At 46.3% G+C, this 18,516-nt stretch carries 13 protein-coding genes; 3 read left to right on the forward strand and 10 right to left on the reverse strand.

The annotated features are described in order from the left end of the window. Nucleotides 1-77 precede the first annotated feature (77 nt). The 10 genes from G3352_RS22370 to G3352_RS22415 form a co-directional block, all read right to left on the reverse strand. Entirely contained in the window at nt 78-908 is an 831-nt protein-coding gene (locus tag G3352_RS22370; protein WP_076289470.1) for a carbohydrate ABC transporter permease, read from the reverse strand. Continuing rightward, nucleotides 901-1,788, reverse strand: a complete 888-nt coding sequence (locus tag G3352_RS22375) for a carbohydrate ABC transporter permease (RefSeq protein ID WP_072733438.1) — start codon at nt 1,786-1,788, stop codon at nt 901-903. The genes G3352_RS22370 and G3352_RS22375 overlap by 8 nt, the downstream gene beginning before the upstream one ends. A 152-nt stretch (nt 1,789-1,940) precedes the next feature. Beyond that, entirely contained in the window at nt 1,941-3,233 is a 1,293-nt protein-coding gene (locus G3352_RS22380) for an ABC transporter substrate-binding protein (protein WP_240343183.1), read from the reverse strand. 365 nt (nt 3,234-3,598) lie between these two features. Then, complete coding sequence (locus G3352_RS22385; protein ID WP_163760034.1) at nt 3,599-5,365, reverse strand: cache domain-containing sensor histidine kinase; 1,767 nt, start codon at nt 5,363-5,365, stop codon at nt 3,599-3,601. Nucleotides 5,366-5,384: 19 nt separating this feature from the next. Then, nucleotides 5,385-6,932, reverse strand: coding sequence for a response regulator transcription factor (locus G3352_RS22390; RefSeq protein WP_163760037.1), 1,548 nt, complete (start codon nt 6,930-6,932; stop codon nt 5,385-5,387). A 284-nt stretch (nt 6,933-7,216) separates the two neighbouring features. After that, nucleotides 7,217-10,300, reverse strand: coding sequence for a X2-like carbohydrate binding domain-containing protein (locus G3352_RS22395; RefSeq protein WP_163760040.1), 3,084 nt, complete (start codon nt 10,298-10,300; stop codon nt 7,217-7,219). 361 nt (nt 10,301-10,661) lie between these two features. Then, a complete protein-coding gene (locus G3352_RS22400) occupies nt 10,662-11,561 on the reverse strand; it encodes an SMP-30/gluconolactonase/LRE family protein (protein WP_163760043.1) in 900 nt (299 codons plus the stop codon). A 15-nt stretch (nt 11,562-11,576) separates the two neighbouring features. Beyond that, a complete protein-coding gene (locus tag G3352_RS22405; RefSeq protein ID WP_090895847.1) occupies nt 11,577-12,239 on the reverse strand; it encodes an SGNH/GDSL hydrolase family protein in 663 nt (220 codons plus the stop codon). Between the two features lie 93 nt (nt 12,240-12,332). Then, nucleotides 12,333-13,121: an alpha/beta hydrolase fold domain-containing protein gene (locus tag G3352_RS22410; protein WP_163760045.1), complete on the reverse strand. Its 789-nt coding sequence runs from the start codon at nt 13,119-13,121 to the stop codon at nt 12,333-12,335. Between the two features lie 200 nt (nt 13,122-13,321). After that, on the reverse strand, nt 13,322-14,155 hold the full coding sequence (locus G3352_RS22415; RefSeq protein ID WP_163760049.1) for an AraC family transcriptional regulator: 834 nt from the start codon (nt 14,153-14,155) through the stop codon (nt 13,322-13,324). Between the two features lie 133 nt (nt 14,156-14,288). On the opposite strand from G3352_RS22415, the gene G3352_RS22420 reads away from it, so the two are divergent. The 3 genes from G3352_RS22420 (at nt 14,289) to G3352_RS22430 (ending at nt 18,407) form a co-directional block, all read left to right on the forward strand. Further along, complete coding sequence (locus tag G3352_RS22420; RefSeq protein ID WP_163760354.1) at nt 14,289-16,316, forward strand: beta-galactosidase; 2,028 nt, start codon at nt 14,289-14,291, stop codon at nt 16,314-16,316. A gap of 413 nt (nt 16,317-16,729) precedes the next feature. Further along, nucleotides 16,730-17,701: a helix-turn-helix transcriptional regulator gene (locus G3352_RS22425; protein WP_163760052.1), complete on the forward strand. Its 972-nt coding sequence runs from the start codon at nt 16,730-16,732 to the stop codon at nt 17,699-17,701. 19 nt (nt 17,702-17,720) lie between these two features. After that, the gene (locus tag G3352_RS22430; protein WP_240343184.1) at nt 17,721-18,407 is read left to right on the forward strand and encodes an AlkZ-related protein; all 687 of its coding nucleotides are present in this window, start codon (nt 17,721-17,723) and stop codon (nt 18,405-18,407) included. The last annotated feature ends 109 nt before the right edge of the window (nt 18,408-18,516 follow it).

Genomic DNA, 18,516 nt, shown 5'->3' on the forward strand with positions numbered 1-18,516 from the left:
CAGAGGAACACCATGTCAGGCGTCCTCTTCTCTCTTTTCTGCATTGACGTCCATTCTGACGGTTTAATGATGATGCATTACTTGACAGAACCAACCATACCTGCGACAAAGTGTTTTTGCATAATGAAGAATACAAGGGCTGTCGGTAATGTTGCGATGACGATGGCGGTCATGATGACACCATAATCCGGTGAATAACTGGAACCGAGGTTCGAGATTAACAGCGGAATCGTCTGTTGGTCTGGCGTTTGCAGCACCACGAGAGGCCACAGGTAGTTATTCCAGCTGCTCATGAATGTGATGATCGCAGCGGCTGCATATGTTGTTTTCATCGTTGGCATGTAGATCTTCAGGAAGATGCCTATTTCGCTCAAACCATCAATCCGGCCTGCTTCAAGCATTTCTTTCGGGAACATTTTGGTGTTCTGACGGAAGAAGAAGATCAGGAACGCCGTTGTGATGGTCGGCAGAATAACTGCAGCCATGGTGTTGATTCCGATAAACGGTGCAAAACCGGAGATCGTAGCAAACATTCGGTATAACGGAACCATCAGCGCTGCGAACGGAATCATCATGGACAGCAACAGAATGTTAAATACGATATCACGTGATTTCGTCCGGTATACTTCGAATCCATAACCGGCCAGGGAACCAATTAGCAGAGCAAGAATCGTGGAAATAACGGAAACAATCGCCGAATTTCCAAGAGCCTGTACCAGATTGGTCGAATCCAGCAATTTGTTGAAGTTATCAAGGAAAACCGATCCAGGAAGCAGTCTTCCTTTGGTGACATCTACAGAAGCATTGGTCGAACTGACAAGCATCCAGAAGAACGGGAAGATGGACACAAATGCAACGATGGACAGAAAGACATATGTGAATATACGTTTTGCTTTTGCTTTAGCCATTTCTCTCACCTGCCACTTTGAACTGGATAATGGACAATACGATAATCATCAGCACGATGGAATACGAAACGGTTGCCGCATATCCAAAGTCCGGTGAATATTTGAACGAGAGGTTATAGATGTATTGGGAGATGGACATCGTCGCATTACCCGGACCACCTTTGGTGATGTTCATAATCTCATCGAAAATTTGCAATGTACCAATCGTCGATGTAATAGAGGTGAATAGGATAATCGGTTTGAGCAATGGAACGGTAATTTTGAAAAATTGCGTGAAAGCATTCGCGCCATCAATCCGTGCAGCTTCATAGATCGACTGATCAATGTTCTGAAGAGATGACAGATAGAAAATCATGTTATATCCGGTCCAACGCCAAGTAACGGCGATTATAATCGTAATTTTAGCCCAGAACGGGTCTGTGATCCATTGAATCGGTTCAGCAATCACGTGCAGATTCATCAGGAATTGGTTAACCATTCCGTCAGAAGAGAACAGATATTTGAATACGACAGAGTAGGCAACCAATGAGGTTACGCAAGGCAGGAAGATAGCAGTACGGAAGAAGCTGCGGAAGCGCAACGTACTGTCATTCAATAAAACGGAAATAAACAAACCGAGAATAATCATGACAGGCACTTGAATAATCAAGTACAGAAATGTATTGGATACGGCAGTACGGAACGTTGTATCAATGAATAATCTTTTATAGTTAGCTAGGCCCGTAAATTCAAGATTGGCTCCTACACCAGACTTGAACGATAAGAGCAGCGCTTGCAGCATCGGATAGAAGTAAAATGCAACGATCCCGATAACAGCGAGCGATATAAAAGCCCATCCAGTCAAATTATTTTTCTTTTGCAGACTGTCTCCTGTATTCATGGCTTTGGCTTTCACAGTATGGCTCCTCTCTCTCCGTGTAACATGGATAGAACCCAGGGAGCCACAACCATGTCCGGGTCGGCTGTTGCTTGTGCCAGACAGTGGAACGGCTCCGATGCTTCCTTGGGTTCTATAAGTTACCGTGGATCATCTTAGTTTAATTGTGCTTCAGCTTGTTTCTGTGCATCAGCCAGAACGTCATCAATCGCTTTGCCGTTCAGGAAGTTTTGCATTTCAACAACCAGAATGTCCTCGATGGCATATGTGTTGATACCGTAGTTTACGCTAGGGATTTCTTGTGTCCATTTTGCAAAATCAGCAAACACTTTTTGTCCACCGAAGAACTCGTCGGCTTTATCAAACGCTTCGCCTTCTGCTGCCGGTTTGTACGTGCCGATCGCACCAATGTTATTCAGCAAATCTTGATACAATTGTTTGTCAGAACCGAATGTTTTACCCATGAATTCAGCAGCTTGGTCTGCACCAGCAACATTGTTCATGACATACCAAGAGCTACCACCCAAGTTGGATGCGTGTACAGAATTCGATTGTCCAGCCATTTTAGGAAGCGGTGCTACCGCCCATTTGCCGGATTGGGATGCTTCTTGACGAACAGATGGTGTAATCCAGTTTCCTGTAGGAATGGTAGCTACATCACCATTGTTGAATGCTGCCACGAATTGGCTCCAGTCGGAGTTCAACTTCACGACATTTGCATCCATCATTGCTTTGTAGGTTACAAATGCTTCTTTCAGTGCAGCATTGCCAGCCAGATCAGGTGTTTTGCCATCTTCTTTGGAATACCATGAACCTGCGGATTGGATCATCATACGGATCAGACCCAAGTCGTTAGGATCAAGTGTGATCAGATCTTTGCCAGTTTTGGCTTTCACATCTTTACCGATTTTGATGTAATCATCCCATGTGATGTCCTGAAGGTCAGCTGCTTTGTAGCCTGCTTGCTCCAGCAAATCTGTTCTGTAGTAGAGACCTGTTACACCAGAGTCAAACGGAACACCGAACTGTTTACCATCAAAAGCGGTTGGCCCCAATTTGTACTCCGCGAAATCGGAAGCTTTAATAGTAGAAGACATATCTTTAAACGCATCAGGGTAAGCGTTCAGGAAACTTTGGGCACGGTAATCTTCAATCAGAACGATGTTCGGAAGGCCACTGCTTGTTCCCGAGTTCAAACCTGTATTCAGCTTTTGGATAATGTCAGCTTGAGCATATTCAATGATGTTGATTTTCAGATCAGGATTTTGTTTTTGATAGGCTTCTTTTGCAGTTTCTAATGCAGCGACGTTAAACGCTTTATCCCAAGCCCAGATCGTAATTTCATTGGAGGTTTTTTCACCCTCACTTGCCTTATTCCCTCCACCACCGGAAGAACATGCAGACAACAGCAGGATAGTAACGAGCATAAGTACCCACATTTTTTTCAAAAGATTCAACTCCCCTTCGACCTCTTTATGTGTAATTTGTTTGCGTTTTCTGAAAGCGGTTGCTTTCGATATAGTCATCTTATCATTCCCAAATCTTCATTCGTTAGTAATAATTTTGTGTGGATTTGTCATCTTATTGCCACAATGAAAACCTTTACAGAAACCGCTTGCATTAAATTTGTTTTTTTGTAATTTCTTTTGATTTTGTACTTTTTGGATCTGAATATTTTACAAGTCAGGCTGCATTCTTAGGCTCTGAACACCAAAAAGGCCCTCCCGTGTTGTCATCGACAACCTAGGAAGACCTTCTATTAAAGCCACCTTTTCATAAAAATAACGACCTTGCATTCACTCAAAAGCTATTATTAGCTCGTAATCAACGGGAGTGTAACAGTAACTCTTGTTCCCTCTCCCGGTTTGCTCATTATGGTTACACCATAAGGTGCCCCGTACAATAGCTCTATGCGATCATGTACATTCCGGATACCAATACCACTAAACAATTGCCGATTATTCTTCGGATTGGGCAGCGACTCACCCATGGAGAACCCTTCGATCCCGTCCCCATTATCCATAATCTCGCATATCAATGACTCTCCTGCTCTGGAGACCATCACATGGATGGTACCTGTTTCCTTGGAGATGAATCCATGGAAGAAGGCATTCTCGATAAAGGGCTGAATCACCAGTTTGGGCACATGATAATGGGTACAATCCGGAGCTACGTAGAAGGCAGCTTTAATACGTCCTCCGTATCGGACATGATTAATGAATACATAGTTTTTCAGGTTTTCGACTTCTTGCCCCACCGTTATTGTCTCACTCACATTACTAATCGTATTTTGCAATAAGGAGATTAACGCATTGATGGTTTCGGCAGCCCTATCCTTATTGCCTTGCTGAACCAGGACTTTGACGGAAGCCAGGGTATTGTACAGGAAATGAGGATTAATCTGGCTTTGCAACGCCGCTAGCTCGGCATTTCGTTGTTCCCGCTGTGTAAGCACCAACTGATCCACATAATCATGCAGTTCGTCCAACATGTAGTTATAGGCGTGACCTAACTGTCGACTCTCGTAACTTCCACTGACTGGAATATAGTTGTCCAGATCACTTTTCGTTATATTGGACATCTGCTTCACAAGTCGGCGCAGCGACTTGGTGATCTGATTCGTAATAAGGAATACGAGTATGAGCGCTCCGGCTACAATGGCTGCACAGATCAGAGCAACCGTCTTCATGTCAATCAGCTGCCCCATCGCGAGATCCTTATCGACGACGTTTACGATATAAAACCGATAAAAGGGCAAGTACTCGGACAGCACCACACTGTCCTGATCCATGACCCGTGCATTTACACCTTTTACACTTTCGTTATTCATTTCTCTGGCATAAGTCAGCAATTCGAGTTGAGTGGTACCGATCCATTCTTCACGATTGGACGATACAATCTCACCTGCATCATTCAGAATAACCACATCATTGCCTCTGCTCGTGAAGCTGCTGTAGAACTGACGAAATGCGTTCTCTCTCATGGTGACATACAACGTACCGTAAAGTCGGTTTTGGGCACGATCCGTCAATGCCTTGGTCGCTGAGATCATCTGCTGGGCAGTCTCATCATTCGTCTGATAGTCGTCAAAAATGATTCGATTCGGACTGGCCGCTGCTTCCAGCGTAATCGGTTGTTCTTTCAATTCATCCGCTGATAAACGAAGGTGAGACCGATCGGTTGAATACGTGCGTCCATTAACACCGCTAATCGTTATACCAACTTCATAGGACTCTGTTATCGACTGAATCCGGTCCATCGTTTCCCTCATATTATAATAGGATTTTGCCATCGTGAGGGAGTCCCCCTCCCCTTCAGACAGATAACCCCGTATTGCCCCGCTTTGGCTAACATTATTGGATACAGCAGCAATCGCATCGTTAAAAGATTCAAAGTTCGTTTTGATCTGGCTAAGTACCTTGGAGTTCGTAATACTGAACGTCTCGGTAAACAGCTTCGTCGACATATGAATCGATGTCCATAGGATGAGCACGGAGACAAGAATGATGCTAACGAACATAACGAGGAACAGTTTAGGGAAAAGTCCAAGCCTTGAAAATGCATTCATCCATTTCTTCATTTATTTCTTCCTTCTGACGTTATGCCCAGAATTTTCGCCGGTATCGGCTCGGTGATAGTCCGGTAAATTTTTTGAACACCTTGCAAAAGTAACTGTGGTCGGAATAACCTACCATACTGCTAATTTCGGAGATAGTGACATCGTCTGAGCGGAGAAGTTCCTCTGCCTTTTCAATCCGAATTTTATTCAAATATTCGTTAAAGCCTTCTTTTTTGTGTGAAGAGAAATAACTGGACAAGTACGATGGATTAAAATGAAAATGCTTGGCTACTTCGGCAAGTCCGAGTGGCTGATCAAAGTGCTCATGCATATATTCCAGCAGCATTTTCATATTCGGATCACTTCGTTTTGCGCCCTCTCCAGTCGTGCACTCCTGTACCTCAGCCATGAACTGATCCAGCACACTCATCGCTTCTGTTAGACTAGAGGCGCCATCCACATGTTTGAAATAGGCATACTTGCTCTCTTCCAACGCAGCAGACTGCACATCCATATCTGCCAACGTAATGGTTACGTTAAAGATCAGATTGCCCAGAAAAGACTTAATTTCAAACACATCCGCAATATAATCCCGTCCCAACGTAAGGGCATGCTCCTGCAAATATTCTCTTGCCGCTTCAGTTCGATTTCTCTTCACATGCTGCAAAAACATGTTCACATTGAACTGATACCCGGCAGGATGAAGAGGGGGAAGTTCGCCATACACCAGAATAGATCGCTCCTCATAATAAAAGCGATACTCCATTAACTTGATTAGACGTGTTCGATATACGTCCCCCATCTCTTCAAATGAAGAGAAACTGTCGCTCAGCACCCAGCAATGTCCGTCCTGCCCATCCTTATTCTCGCTCGCCAACTCCTTAATTCGCTGCACCATCCATTCATCCTTCGCAGGCTCAACATTAAGAAGCACCACTGGCGACGTGCCTTCGGCCGGAACGATTGCGCACTCCACATCAGGGAGCAGGTCTCGTAACCTGGACTCCAACTGCTCGTTATCCAGCTTGTGCACATGTACTTGCGTATCCTGCGGCTTATATACGAGTAGACGGAAACATCGGTGAGGAAACGTCTCCCTTATCATATGCATCTCGTTTTCTTCATCCAACGTAAAACCGGACAGCATCTTCTCCATCAGTTGTCCGAGCTTCCACCCATCATGTGAAGGCTCAAACTGCAATTCGGGAATTTTGCCAGCCGTACGCTGAAGTACTTGTAATAATTCATTGGTATCCAGTTTAGGTTTCAAAATATAGTCTGCTGCTCCATTTTGGAGCGTTGAACGTACATATTCAAATTCACTGAAGCTGCTAAGTACGATAACCTCAATCTGCGGGTGACTGGCTTTTAACGTCCGGACAAATGTTTCCCCATCCATCACAGGCATCACGATGTCCGTGATGACAATATCCGGCTGTAATGACTGTACCTGTTGAAGCCCTTCTTCCCCGTTGGAAGCTTCACCTACAATCTGAAAACCTTCAGCTTCCCAGTTCATATGGTGCTTAATGCCTTGCCTTACAAGAAACTCATCGTCAACAATCAGCACCTTACACAACCGGTTCATGACCCTTGACCCCCTTGTCTAATCTCTCTTCTATGTCTGTGCAAGTTACAACATCATATATCGAATAAAATGGCCTCCACGTGTTAGCGGTTACATTATTTTAAAAGTTTTGTACTTCTTTTTATATCTCAAAACGAACGTTTAAGCAATGGAAACTCTCTTTAGTGTACACTATATTTCGACAAAATAAGAAGCCCCGGCCCGCCATGAATCATTTTCGGCGAGCCAGGACTTTTTATCAATGTACGTTTAGATTAACTCCAACTTTCATTTCAAATTCAGGTCTAAGGTTCGATCCCCCATTGAAGACTTCCGGCAATATATCCAGTTACCTTGGTCCAGTCGGCGTAGACTGTGTGACTTGGAGCAAACGAATAATCATCCGTCTGAGTGTAGTTAGTCCAGTCTGTTTTGGAGAACCGTGCCTGAATTTCAGTACTTTGCCCCGCTGCCAATGAACCCGCAGAAGTTTTGAAACCAATCTCCAGCATGGAATCCGTTCCGGTCACTGGAAGCGACAGCGCACTAAACGTGCCTGTAACGTTTTCGTTTCCGGCTGTTGCCCAGTCACAGAAAAAGTTTTGGGTTTGAACGCCATTGATCGTATAATAGTAACGAATTTTGACATCGGAAAGATTGATGGCCGAAGTGCCTGTATTCGTTAATTTGATCTTGGGATTAATGGAGTTACCCGTCGCTGAAGTCGTTCCATTAAACATCTCAATTCGAATGGCTCCAGCGGGTACAGCCGTTGTGTCTTTGATAGTCAGATTCAGGATCGCATCATTGCCTGCACTGAAATGAAAGGTTAACGCTGCGCTTCCCTTGGGCAAAGAAGCCAGATAGGTTTTATTCAACACAACCTGATTGCCGGATAATGTGTAATCCGTCCCTGAAACCAGCGTTGTATTGCCATTACGGATTGCACTAAGCGTGTTTCCGTTCAGTGTCAACGTTACAGGAATATCTACCTGATTGACTGTATTCTTGTCAAATTCCGCATTCACTGGTGTGATGGCCGAACTGGTCACCGGAGTCTCGCCTCCACCTTCTCCACCTCCATTGTTCCCACCAATGCGGTCAGCATATAAAATGCCCCGTCCATTCGTACCCAAATACACTCTTCCATATAGACGTGGATCACCTGTAATCGTGGTCACACGTGCATATTGATGCTGATTATCGTTAATCCGTACCCAATTCGCCCCACCGTCATCGGAACGGAAAAATCCACGTGTTCCGTCGATCTTTGCAATCGTGTACAGCGCGACCACATTCTGCCCAGGTGCCGCTTTACCAAAACCGATGCTGTCAGCTTCCTCCACATTTGCAAGCTTGGTAAAGGTCGCTCCTGAATCGGTGGAATGCCACAGACCATATGGCCCTTCTTCTTCACTGCCGCCTGCAAACCAAAGTTCGCCTTCCGTACCTGGAACAGCATCCAGATCCGCATTTCCTTCTACCGGAAGCCCGGTAGCCGCAGATGCAGTAAAGGAGGCACCACCATTGGTGCTCACATAGACTTTACCGGCAGCAAATCCATAGAATTTGTTCGGATTTACCCGGTCTGAGATCACTTTTGCCTGTGCGGGTATACCTGAACTTGCTGTCCATGAGTTGCCGCCAGTAGAATAATGCACACCCTTATCTGACGTGCTCCATACAAGTCGGTTACCATTTGCAGATATAGCTACGGTTCCTCCTCCGGTTGTACCGGCAGGTTCTGCGTTCGCCTTATACCACGTGGTCCCACCGTCGCTGGATAAACCAATGGATTTTGCATTTGGGTCAGCAGTGTAGTCTGCTTTCCCTACGCGAACCATGGTATTTGGACTTAACTCTGCAAAATCCAGACTTTCCGTAGAAGAGTAGTTCGGGCTGGTAAACATCGTAGCTGGTGCCTGATCCAGATCGTTATGACGGAATCCCGAGACATCCCCTACCCCACTTAACAAATGTGCTCCGCTTGGCGGGCTGATCAGATCTAGAACTGCGATCTCCTCGACCCCTTTGGCCATTACTGAAATATTGATTTTGTTCCCGTCATCCCAGTCTGTCAAATTTTTCGTACCGTAGATGGTCGCACCTGTTCCATACATCATGCGGTCAGAGTCAAACGGGTCAATCTCCAGGTCGCCAATCATCCAGCCCAGCTTTGGAGAAACTTCAGGCGGTGCAGGATTTGTCCCAAAGGTCAACCAAGGAGCGGCCGAAATATCCTGTGTATAGCGCATTTTACGGTTTGGATATCCTTCAAATTCCCAAATGCGGGTCCAAGTAACTCCACTGTCCGTACTGCGGAACAGATTCGCGTCAGGCCACCATGAGTTGAGGGTTGCCACCATCAGTGTACCAGGATGCTGAGCATCTACAGCCAGTCCACCGTAGCCAAAGTAATTGTCCGTGCTGCTGCTTGGTACTGGACTAATGTTGGTCCATACTCCTGTAGTTGTATTTAATTTCCACAGGTCTCCCTTTTCCCCATCATAAGGGCCCGCACCATCGCTGTAAGAAATATAGAGATTTCCATTGGCATCCAGTTCTCCGTGATGAGGCAAATACCCTGTAGGCTGTCCAGCAACAGCAGTCCACGTTTCGCCTTCATTCGTACTGCGGTATATACTTTGATTTTTGTCGGCTACCCCGACATAGATGGTCTGTGTTGCCTGTCCAGCAGAACCTGTTGATTTGTCAAATGTGATCCAAGAAAGACCCACGATGTCACTCGTATACTCATAAGACGGATCTTCCACATACGTACCCGGATTGGGGAAGCTCGTTACTTTGTTCCAGGTTACGCCGTAATCCGTACTTTTCCAGAGTCCGTTGCCACTGCGTGCACCAAAATACAAAATGCTATTTTTATTCGGATCAACGGTCAGGCGTTCCCCCATTGAACGTCCCGGCATGTTACCTCCGACTTTGAACGGAAGAGTTGTTGTCTGCCAAGTATCACCGCGATCCGTAGAGCGCAGGATGGAACCGTTGTTTTTGTCCCATGAATTCGTGTACGTGCCGACAGCCATATACACTCGATTAGGGTCAACCGGGTCTGTTGCCAGCGCATCGACTCCGTTTTTGTTCCAGTCATCCCAGCCGACAAAATCGGTGAGTGGAATCCAACTCTCATTCGCAGGATTCCAGCGATAGGCTCCCCCAATATCCATCCGGGCATAGATCAAATCTTTCTCTGACTCATTGAAAATAATCCCCGGTACAAAACCTCCACCTGCCCCGGTCACGACATTTTTCCACTGGTATGGATCACTAGGTGCCGCATGTGTTGTTCCGGCGAGTACTCCCAGTGAAGCTGCTGCCACGGCTACCGTCAGGCTCATCACCCGCAGCTTTCCCAAAAACGTTTTCATATTACTTAGCCTCCTCTTCAATATGTTCATCGCATCCAGTAAACCCCGCTGTGTCATCATGTTGATGAGTGCAGTGTCAGACATTTAATGCATTGGAACAGGCAACCAGCCCCACCTCCTCTCCATTTTTATAAAACGCTTTCATAAATCGATTGCGATTACCATCTATTGGATTATACTTGCAATAAATAACATTCGATGGCAATTAAAAATCCCCTTCTGCTCCAATTTATTTTTTGTAATTTTTTCTGCGTATCGCTTTTGAAAATATAAAAAAAGGATGCTGTTTAAAACAGCATCCTTCTTCATTGATAAATATTTTATAGAATAAGAACAAAGATCTATTAACACGGTCCTTCTCTCATTTCGTATCCGACTTTGCTGCTCCCCCGCCAAAAGCGTAGGTTTTCTGCCCTTTCACACCCGGTTTAATTACAAATAGAGATCCAGCATTCGGCGTCTCCGTCAGCCGCTCTTCTCGAATACCGATTCGGGCAGTCGTAATATATAAGTCCTCCAACTCCGGCCCTCCGAAACAGCAGGATGTCACCTGATCTGCAGGTACCTCAATCTGTTGCATCAGCTCTGCTGTATGCGGATTCCAGCGAGTAACTCTTCCTCCGCCCCAGTGGGCAACCCACAGCATTCCCTCACTGTCTACAGTCATTCCATCCGGATAGCCAAATTCCTCCGGTATAGCAATTACACTTGTCCGGTTCGTTATCTCTCCAGCAGCCAGATCAAAATCAAAACGGTCAATGGATCGTGTCGGCGTATCAATGTAGTACATCTTCTGTTGATCCGGGCTCCAGCCCAAACCATTGGATGTGGATACATCCCTGAACAACGTTCGAACAGTCTTGCCTTCCTCCAGGCAATAAAATGCCCCTGCATTGCTTTCATTGTTCATGCTCATTGTCCCTGCCCAGAAGCGTCCAAGAGCGTCACACTTTCCGTCATTGAAACGGTTGTTGTCCTTACCTTTCTCCGGATCTTCAATCGGCTGTAACTCTCCCGTGAGCAAGTTATACGTGTGGAAGCCACTGCGCAAAGCAACGATAACCTCATCACCGTGGTATGGCACAACTGCCCCTACATGCTCGCCAACATCATAAGTCCGATCTTCTCCTGTAGCTGGAACGTATACATGGATCTTGTAGCTTTCAATATCCACCCATAATAATCGATTGTGTTCAGCATCCCAGCTTGGACCTTCGCCCAACAGTGCCGGGGTATGTACTGCAATGTTCAAATCGCCCATGTCATCACGTCCTTTTTAAGATTTGACGCCGCCTGACCATTCAAAACCAATGGCATCCAAGAACGCTTTGGAAAGCACCATATGGCCTGTTGCATCGGGATGAACCCGATCGTAAGTCAGCACAGACGTATAGAAATGATCCCAGAATGGAGTAAATGCAGCCTGTGTATCCACGAAAATGGCGTCATATTCAGCGGCTACTCTACGAACAGCCTCACCGTATATATCCATCGTAGCCCGCATCGGGTCTTCCGGATTGGCTTCCAAATAATAAGGAGACATCAGAACAAGTCCTTTCAACCCAGGACGAACAGAAGCAACCAGATCTCGTAGTGTGGATTCATACTCTTCCAGAAAAACTTGCGAGTCTGTGGATAACGGATTGTCAAATTGACGCCATACATCATTGATCCCGATCATGATGGTTAGCCAATCCGGTTTGAGATCAAGCACATCTCGATCCCAGCGCTGCTTCAAATCACGGATTGTATTCCCACTATTACCCACATTTTGAATCCGCAGCATCAATTCCGGATAGATGGAACGCAGCAAGGCATACACTTGCGCCACATAGCCGTGCCCCAGTCCAGAACTACCTTCACCAACAGGATGTTCACGGCCACAATCTGTGATTGAATCTCCGATAAAAAGCAGCTTATCATTCTTTTGCAATTTCATTATCGTTTTCTCCTTCGCTCTAATAAGCGTTAAAATATGTGAGATCACTCGTATTCATATTTAGGGAAAGTCATAGATCAGCCAGGTGCCGGGTTACCACCCTTGATTCTTAAGCCAGGTCAGGCACAGATCAGACCAAGCCCGAACGGCATGGTCATCCTCTGCCAATCCCAGACCATGTGAACCTTTTTCAAATACATGCAAGTCATAAGGAATGCCGTGTGCACCCAGGGCAAGCGCGTAACGCAAACTGTTCTCTACAGGGACCGCCTGATCATCACTCGTATGCCAGATGAATGCTTCAGGTGCGTCGGCTTTCACCTGCTGCTCCGCACTGAAAGCCTTGATCTGTTCAGCAGACACATCTGATCCAAGCAGATTTTCACGAGATCCGGCATGTCCGTAGGACTCCATCGTAATTACCGGATAACAAAGAATAACCCGGTCCGGACGCGAACTCTCCCGTTCAATAGGATCTTCATGATCTGGTTGGCCCTCGTCATACAAGGTTCCCAACGTGGCTGTAAGATGACCGCCCGCCGAGAAACCAAGGACGGCAATTTTGGAAGGCTGAATGCCATATTGCTCGGCATGAGCCCGTACATAACGGATCGCACGCTGACCATCTGTCATGGGTGCCGGATGCTGGTGAGGCGCCACACGGTACTTCAGCACAAATGCGCTAATTCCCGCACGGTTCAGCAATTCAGCAATTGGAGCTCCTTCATGATCAGCCAAAAATCCATAGCCTCCACCCGGACAGATAATGACAGCGCTCTCGGAACCCGGCTGAATAAATGGAATCAGATGGGGCATTTCATCCTCATGACCCTTGGCCGCATAAGGTGCTGCATGGTCCCACAATGGTATAGTTGATGTCACTTCTATCATCCTCTCTAAGTTGAATGGATACGTTGATCCGTATAGTCATTTTCCAATCTAAGGAATCGATATCATCATAACGGGTAGCACCCTTGCGCATCAATACCTTCCTGGCATCACTTTTTGTTCAATTTGTAACAGGTTACAAGGAATCCTCATGCTTGAACAGTGTTTTATAGCACATTTATACCTCAGACGGATTAATATAACGTTCGATACTGCTCCGGAGTTACGCCTTCAATCCGCCGAAATGTAGCCACAAAATGACTCGCATCCCGAAAACCCACCTTCGCTGCCGTTTCCTTAACGGTTAGATTGCTGTTCCCTGTCATCCATTCTTTTGATTTGCGAATACGGAGGAGAATGAAATAACTATAGGCGGTCATGCCAAAGGATTGTTTGAAAAGGGTATTCAGATGCCTAGGCGTAATGCCGGGTATGGCGGCCATCTGTTCAAGACCAATTTCGGGATCGGCATAGTGTTCATTCATAAACGAAATTAACGGAGCCAGTCGTTCCACGGCATGGGAAATCGAAGAACGACTGCCCGTCATGCCATGTTTTTTGAGCAAAATCAGAAATCGATACATGTCCGCTGACGCTTCCAACCCAGATAAATCCTGGTCACTGCTGATGGAACCCAGCACTTCCCTGCCATAATATTCAAGTGGACTCTCTGAATCCCACTGGTGAAGGGCTGCCTCCCCCAAACCAAGTGACTCTGTAATGGCCGGGCACTGGGAGCCTCCAAATGTAATGTAAAGTGTCTCCCACTCTCCTTGCGAGCGTACATACTCGTGCGGCTCATTCGGCGGCAGCAAAATGCCGGATGTCTCTCCCAGCAGTACAGTTGAACCTGCAAACTTGAACTCTCCAGCTCCCTTCACCGTCTGAAGCCAGTGATAACAAGGATATCCGGCAGGTCTGTACACATTCTCCTGATTGCCGTTATACCCTATACTTTCGATGTAAAGCGGAAGCGGCTGATCCCGTGGGGTCATAAAATAGCGCTGATAGTGAGGTGAAACAAGCATAGCATGCTCTCCTTTGGGCATAAAGTTTAATAATATATTTCCGTATTCTTATACTCATCATTACTTTTCTTATATTTTAAAAGTCATATGAATCATATAATATAAAATTATTCTTATACAAGAGGTGAACACATTGATTAGCAGCAAATTACCCAAAATGTTCTATGGCGGTGACTACAACCCTGAACAGTGGGATCACGAAACCCATATTGAAGACCTGCGCATGTTCAAACTGGCAGGTATTGATATTGCCACCATCAACGTATTTTCATGGGCACTGATTCAGCCTGATGAAGTGACTTATAATTTTGAAGGTCTTGACCAATATATTAATAATCTTTATGAAAGCGGTATCTATACTTGCCTTGCAACGAGCACTGCTGCCCATCCTGCATGGATGGCGAAGAGATATCCGGATGTGCTCCGTGTAGATACTAATGGACGTAAGCGTAAATTCGGCGGACGCCACAACTCCTGTCCGAACAGTCCAACATATCGCAAATATTCTGAGAAGATTGCAGAAAAACTGGCGGAACATTACAAAGATCATCCAGCTGTTCTTGTTTGGCATGTTTCCAACGAGTACAGCGACGACTGTTATTGTGAAAATTGCGAGAAAGCCTTCCGCGTGTGGCTGAAAGCGCGCTATAAGACATTGGATAATGTCAACAAAACGTGGAACACCAATTTCTGGGGACACACGTTCTATGATTGGGACGAGATTGTACTTCCAAGTAATCTGAGCGAACATTCGGGAGACAACAACTCAACCTTCCAGGGAATCTCACTAGATTACTCTCGCTTTAACTCCGACAGTATACTTGATTGTTACCGGCTGGAGTATGATGCAATCAAAAAACATATCCCGGATTCGGTGGTTACAACCAATCTAATGGGTTTTTACAAACCGCTGGACTATTTCAAATGGGCCAAATATATGGATATCGTCTCCTGGGACAGTTATCCGGGCCTTGCCACCCCGGTAAGTTTCACAGCTATGGCTCATGATCTGATGCGTGGATTGAAGGACGGACAGCCGTTCATGCTCATGGAGCAGACACCAAGCCAGCAAAACTGGCAGCCTTATAACTCATTGAAACGCCCCGGCGTCATGCGCCTGTGGAGCTACCAGTCCGTTGCTCATGGCGCGGATACGATCATGTTCTTCCAACTCCGCCGTTCTGTTGGCGCCTGCGAGAAATATCACGGTGCAGTTATTGAACATGTCGGTCATGAACATACCCGTGTATTCCGTGAAGTCGCGGAGCTGGGCAAGGAATTGCAGTTGCTGGGCGACAAAACGCTGGATGCTACCGTGGATGCCAAAGTGGCGATTGTGTTTGACTGGGATAACTGGTGGGCGATCGAAAAATCCAGCGGGCCTACGGTTGCACTGAACTATGTAGATCAAATTCACAAATACTACGCTGCATTCTTCCGCCGCAACATTCAGGTGGACATCGTTAGTGTGGATACCGATATCAGCAAATACGACATCGTGCTCGCTCCGGTACTCTACATGGTTAAACCAGGCTTTGCGGCCAAGCTGGAGAAGTTCGTTGAAGCAGGCGGTACATTCCTGACAACCTTCTTCAGTGGTATCGTCAATGAGAGTGACATCGTAACAACTGGGGGTTATCCTGGCGAACTTCGCAAACTGCTTGGTATCTGGGTCGAAGAAATTGATGCCCTGCTGCCTGAGCAAAGAAACCGTATTGTCATGAAAGAGGCTTATGGCGATCTTCAAGGAGAATATGGTTGTGGCATGTTGTGTGACTTGCTGCACAGTGAAGGTGCAGAGATCATCGCCGAGTATGGAGACGACTTCTACAAAGGCATGCCTGTAGTAACTCGTAACACGTTTGGCCAAGGTGAAGCCTGGTATGTAGCTTCCGATCCGGAAGATCGATTCCTGGACGGCTTGCTGGGACAACTGGCCGCATCCAAAAATATTGCTTCTCTTCTGGATACTCCAGATGGTGTTGAAGTGACTGCTCGTACTAAGGATGGACAACAGTACCTGTTTGTAATGAATCACAATGCTACCACTCAATCCTATGATTTGGGCAAAGCTGAAGCTCATGATTTGCTCACAGATCGGTCCCTCTCAGGTACGATCGAGATTGAAGGACGCGGTGTGCAGCTGCTTGAAATGAAATAATATTCGAAAATTGATGATACAACATGTTACATAGAAATCGCATTGATCTATATTTGCAGCTTAAAAGGGTGTTAATTGTTAAAATTTAAAGTATTATATGATTGAACTTGTTTCAATCTGCTACTTCCCGTATCCGTTTAGACCGGATACGGGTTTTTGTCATTATTTGTGAGGCTATCGGTTAGAAGGAAATACCGAGAAGCGAAGCGAATTGGACGAGACACACAATTTAACGACGCCCCGCCGGGAAAAGGAAGCGACCCTCCAAAAGTAGGCGCTGCACTGTATAGAATAAATAATATAATGCTGCGAAATATTGGTGACAATCATGATGTCACTTATACACTGCTACAATGAGAGGAACACTCCAGCATCCTTTCCGGCGGCGCAACCCTCGAAACGGAGTGGCTGACATGAATAGAACAAATCGGCTTGCCGCCATCGTTATGGCATTGCAGCAAGGTCACGAAACGGCACATTCACTTGCAGAAAAGTTTGAAGTTTCCCGCCGTACCATCCTGCGGGATATCCAATCTCTCTCAGAGATGAATGTCCCGATCATTGCTATCTCCGGTCCCGGAGGCGGCTTCAGACTTATGGAGGGGTATGTACTGCCCCCACTGCAATTAGACCCGGTTGAAGCAGCTACTCTCATCTTTGCTCTCGAAGGCCTAAGCCATTATGCAGATACCCCTTTTCAAGAGAAACGCTGGACATTAATGGACAAAATCAAAAGCATTATTCCGGATGATGTCAAAGCAAGGATGGATCCCATGCTCAAACAACTGCAGCATGATGTTCCCGAGCGAAACTATATCCTTCATCATCTGGAACCGCTTCTGGCTTGTATCCCGGAACAAGGGTGGCTGCGTATGTTGTACCGCTCTGCTTCCCGTCAACGCTGGCTAACAATCTGCCCCATTCGAGTCTATGCTTCAGCCGGTTTCTGGTATTGTGAAGCGTATTCGGAGGAGCACGGTGAACAGCGCCTGTTCAGGGCAGACCGCATTCTGGACGTTACGCCAGTTGAGCTGCTTGAATCACAACAGCTGGCAGAACAGGCAAAGCGACAGCGCAGCAAACCGAAATCTCCCGAACCTTCTCCGACACGTGTTACCGCACGTCTGAGTTACAGCGGAATGATCGAAGCAGAACAGGACAAGCATATTGGAGAACGGATGACCGAGATTGCTCCGGATGTCTGGGAACTGTCCTTTCTCTGCCCTCCCGGTGAGTGGGCCTGGGCCGTACGATTCTTTTATCGACTTGGACGTGAAGCAGAAGTACTTGAACCTGAGAACCTTCGCTGCGATATTCGCAAACATGCCGAGGAAGTCTACCAGATGTATCTTACTTCCAACAATAATCGTTGTAGCACACGCTAAAAAGGAGCTTGCCAAAATCATGATGAATGAGCATGAATCGATCGTAACTTACGAAGAAGCTGTGCAGCGAATAGAGGCTGTGGGATTGCTCCCACTCGCCCCTTTATTTCCCGAATACCCTTCACTGTCCTCCATAACGCCTCAAGAAAACTGGCACAAGGGTAACGCGCTTGATCCTTGGTTGTGGCGTTCACGTCTGGCTGAGGAAGGGATCGCTGCCTACGGCAAATTTCTCAATAAGAAAGCCATTCTTGTCTCACGCGAATATTTCCCATGGGTGCACCGTCTGCTAGCGGACTCCAGAGTCATGGAAGAACAATATGACGCGGGTCTCCTCTCTCGAGAAGCATTCAAACTGTATGAGATAATCGAGAAGCAGGAGGGGATTGATGGACGGAAATTACGTTCACTGGCAGGTTTTGGAGCCAAAGAGGACAAAAAAGCATTTGACCAGGGGCTGCTGGACCTTCAAAGCATGTGTGCCATTGTCATCTGCGGTACCAAAGAAAAAGAAGGCCTCGCTGAAGGCAAGGTTGCTTGGAATAGCTCTGCTTATGAGACCTCAGGCCGCTGGATGAAACGTCAAGGTATTAAGCCGTTTGAGGGCAGCGTTGCTGATGCGAGCGAACTCCTGGTACAACAATTGGAGAAACACACTTCTGCTGCCTCACTGACCAAAATCAAAAAATCTTTTGCGATAAAGTGAATGAAATGCCTTTGAACGACAAATCCCGGTAGCCAAAGAGGGCCACCGGGATTTGCTGTATATACCGATACCATACATGCTACAAATATAAATCAACGAACGAATACAA

This window comes from Paenibacillus sp. ALJ109b, assembly GCF_010747435.1.
Classification (GTDB): domain Bacteria; phylum Bacillota; class Bacilli; order Paenibacillales; family Paenibacillaceae; genus Paenibacillus; species Paenibacillus taichungensis.

What these genes read in the sequence shown, in the direction of transcription:
- G3352_RS22370 (WP_076289470.1), bottom strand. Translation starts at nt 908, where the DNA reads ATGGCTAAAGCAAAAGCAAAACGTATATTCACATATGTCTTTCTGTCC.
- G3352_RS22395 (WP_163760040.1), bottom strand. Translation starts at nt 10,300, where the DNA reads ATGAAAACGTTTTTGGGAAAGCTGCGGGTGATGAGCCTGACGGTAGCC.
- G3352_RS22405 (WP_090895847.1), bottom strand. Translation starts at nt 12,239, where the DNA reads ATGAAATTGCAAAAGAATGATAAGCTGCTTTTTATCGGAGATTCAATC.
- G3352_RS22400 (WP_163760043.1), bottom strand. Translation starts at nt 11,561, where the DNA reads ATGGGCGATTTGAACATTGCAGTACATACCCCGGCACTGTTGGGCGAA.
- G3352_RS22430 (WP_240343184.1), top strand. Translation starts at nt 17,721, where the DNA reads ATGATGAATGAGCATGAATCGATCGTAACTTACGAAGAAGCTGTGCAG.
- G3352_RS22415 (WP_163760049.1), bottom strand. Translation starts at nt 14,155, where the DNA reads ATGCTTGTTTCACCTCACTATCAGCGCTATTTTATGACCCCACGGGAT.
- G3352_RS22390 (WP_163760037.1), bottom strand. Translation starts at nt 6,932, where the DNA reads ATGAACCGGTTGTGTAAGGTGCTGATTGTTGACGATGAGTTTCTTGTA.
- G3352_RS22385 (WP_163760034.1), bottom strand. Translation starts at nt 5,365, where the DNA reads ATGAAGAAATGGATGAATGCATTTTCAAGGCTTGGACTTTTCCCTAAA.
- G3352_RS22425 (WP_163760052.1), top strand. Translation starts at nt 16,730, where the DNA reads ATGAATAGAACAAATCGGCTTGCCGCCATCGTTATGGCATTGCAGCAA.
- G3352_RS22375 (WP_072733438.1), bottom strand. Translation starts at nt 1,788, where the DNA reads ATGAATACAGGAGACAGTCTGCAAAAGAAAAATAATTTGACTGGATGG.